Here is a 2,586-nt window from a genome sequence, read left to right as displayed (position 1 = left end):
AAACTCGCGGCTCAACCGCGGGCCTGCAGTCGATACGGGCAGACTAGAGTACTTCAGGGGAGACTGGAATTCCTGGTGTAGCGGTGAAATGCGCATAGCGCCGCGCCCACGTAGTCGGGCTTGCCGCCGTGGCGCACACCATTGTTCTGCGCGCTGACCTGGATCAGCACGGTGGCGATCACGCCGAGACCGGCGGTCAGCCAGAAGACCGGGTGCGGGTTGGTGGTGTGGTCGGCGATGATGCCGGTGGCCAGCAGGCCGACGGTGCCGCCGACGCCCATGGTGCCGGAGACGATGCCGATGGCCCGGACCAGTTGTTCGCGCGGGAAGGTATCGCGGATGATGCCGATGGCCAGCGGGATCATGGCCGACGAGATGCCCTGCAGCGCACGGCCGACGATGTAGACCGGCAGCGAGGTGGCGAAGGCGCAGATCACCGAGCCGACGATGAGCACGCCCATGGTGACCATGACCATCGGCTTCTTGCCGTACATATCGCCGAAGCGCGAAAGCAACGGCGTGGCAACGGCTCCGGAGAGCAAAGCGGCGGTGAACAGCCAGGTGACGCCGGCGACGTCGGTGTGCAGCTGGGTGATGAAGCGGGGCAGCAGCGGAATCACCACGGTCTGCTGCAGCGATACGACGAGCCCGGCCGCGCACAGCGCGAGCAGGGTCAGCCCCAAATGGGCCTTCGAATGATCGTCGGGCTTGGTCCCGTCGACCTGACCGACAGCGGTCGTAGTCATGGCGGCGATCCTTTGGTTTACTTACCAAAATTAAGTAAATGGGTTTCGTAAGATAACCACATGCCGCGATCGGAAGCCACAACCGCCAGCGAAGTTGACTCAGGTCACATCGTCGAACTCGAGCGCGCGCTGGCCCGCGTGGCCTATCTCCTGACCCGGGTGCGCCGCCACGACCAGGCCATGGTCAAGTGCGGGCTGACCATGGATCGCGCCAGCGTGCCGCTGCTGCGGCTGCTCGCCGACGCGGACGAGCCGATGCGGTTGGGGGAGTTGGCGACTCGCCTCGACGTCGAGGCCCCGCACGTCACCCGCCAGATCCAGCGCCTGGAGAAGGCGGGCTACGTCGAGCGCGTCGCCGACCCGGACGATGGCCGCGCCCAGCTGGCCCGTCCGACCGCGGCCGGACGCAATGCCATGGAGGCGATCCGCGGCGTGATGCGCGGCTGGATGCAGGACGCCCTGGCCGATTGGAGCACCGAGGAGCTGAAGGCCCTCGCCGTCCTCAACCACCGCATGGTCGACGACTTCCTCGACCACGCCGAGATCATCGGCGACTTCGGCGCGACGGCGCGCGAAAGGCCCACGCGCACGGCCTGATCCGCGCCGGGCATGAGTCGGCCCGTCATTCCGGCGGGCTGGTGGCCGGAATCCACGACCGTGGTCCCGCCACGGCCCGGGCGCCCCAGGCACACAGCAACATCGCGACCAGCGGCACTGTCATCGCGGCGGTCAGCGGGACCAATTTGTCGAGCCAGCCGATGATCGCCGGTCCGGCCAGCAGCCCCACGTAACCGAGTCCGAAGACCCGCGACATGTCGGTGGCCGCCGTCGCCGACCCCAGATTTCCCGCGGCCGTGAACACCTGCGGCACCCCGCCGGACAGCCCGATGCCGCACAGCGTCCACCCCAGCAGCGTCAACGGCAGCCACCCCGAGGCCACCACCAGCCCGAATCCGATGGCCGCCAACAGCGTTCCCCACCGCACGATCGCCACCCGCCCGAACCGCCCGCTCACCCGATCGGCCCCGAACCGCCCGAGCGTCATGGTCAGCGAGAACCCCGTGAACGCCAGCGCCGCCGTCCCCGCATCCACCCCCAGCCGCCCTTTCACTTGCAGCGCACTCCAATCCGCCGCGACCCCCTCGGCCATCAGCAGTGCGAACGCGATCAGCCCCAGCGTCACGACCTTTCGCCCGATTCGTCCGTCACTATCCACGGGTGACGGAAGGGATTGAGTCTGTGCGTGATCCGCGTCCCGGTGGTCGTCCCCGGCCGCTGTCGCGGTGGCTCCGGCGGGGGTCGTGTGGGGAAGCAGGCGGGGGATCGCGAGGGCGACGGTGGCGAGACCGGCGACGCTCGCGAGGGCGAAGGTGAGGTGGATGGGCCAGTGGGCGTGCTGGGTGGCCGCGCCGTAGGCGGAGCCGAGGAAGCCGCCGCAGGAGAAGAAGGCGTGGAAGGCGGACATGATGGGGCGGGGGTAGGCGCGTTCGATGTGGACGGCCTGGGCGTTCATGGAGACGTCGATCGCGCCGTTGCCGAAACCGAAGGCGCACAGGGCCAGTGCGAGGGTGAGGGGAGAGACGGCGAAGACGGGGGCGAGGAGGGCCGCCGACAGCAGGGTGGCGGCGGCCGCGGTGAGGGTGCGGCTGCCGAAGCGGTCGGCGAGCGGTCCGGCGGCCTGCATGCCGAGGATGGCGCAGGCCGCCATGAGCAGGATCAGCATGCCGAGCGTGGTGGGCGCCACGCCGGTGCGGGCGGTGACGGCGGGGATGTGCACGATCCAGACGGCCGACAGCATCCCGTTGAGGCCGAACACCGCGAACAGCGCCAGGCGCGCCTT

3 protein-coding genes are annotated in these 2,586 nt (G+C 69.2%); 1 reads left to right on the top strand and 2 read right to left on the bottom strand.

The window, feature by feature from the left end; genetic code table 11:
- Positions 1 to 53: 53 nt before the first annotated feature.
- On the bottom strand, positions 54 to 746 hold the full coding sequence (locus tag ACWELQ_RS43425) for an MFS transporter (protein WP_452402805.1): 693 nt from the start codon (positions 744 to 746) through the stop codon (positions 54 to 56).
- Positions 747 to 806: 60 nt separating this feature from the next.
- Here ACWELQ_RS43425 and ACWELQ_RS43420 point away from each other — a divergent pair, with 60 nt between their 5' ends.
- The gene (locus ACWELQ_RS43420) at positions 807 to 1,343 is read left to right on the top strand and encodes a MarR family winged helix-turn-helix transcriptional regulator (protein ID WP_452402804.1); all 537 of its coding nucleotides are present in this window, start codon (positions 807 to 809) and stop codon (positions 1,341 to 1,343) included.
- Between the two features lie 25 nt (positions 1,344 to 1,368).
- Here ACWELQ_RS43420 and ACWELQ_RS43415 read toward each other — a convergent pair.
- Positions 1,369 to 2,586, bottom strand: a 1,218-nt coding sequence (locus tag ACWELQ_RS43415; protein ID WP_452402803.1) for an MFS transporter, incomplete at its 5' end; no start/stop codon positions are given.

Source organism: Nocardia sp. NPDC004722 (assembly GCF_053601505.1).
Note: the sequence above shows the minus strand (reverse complement) of the source record. Positions and strands in the feature narration are given on the sequence as shown.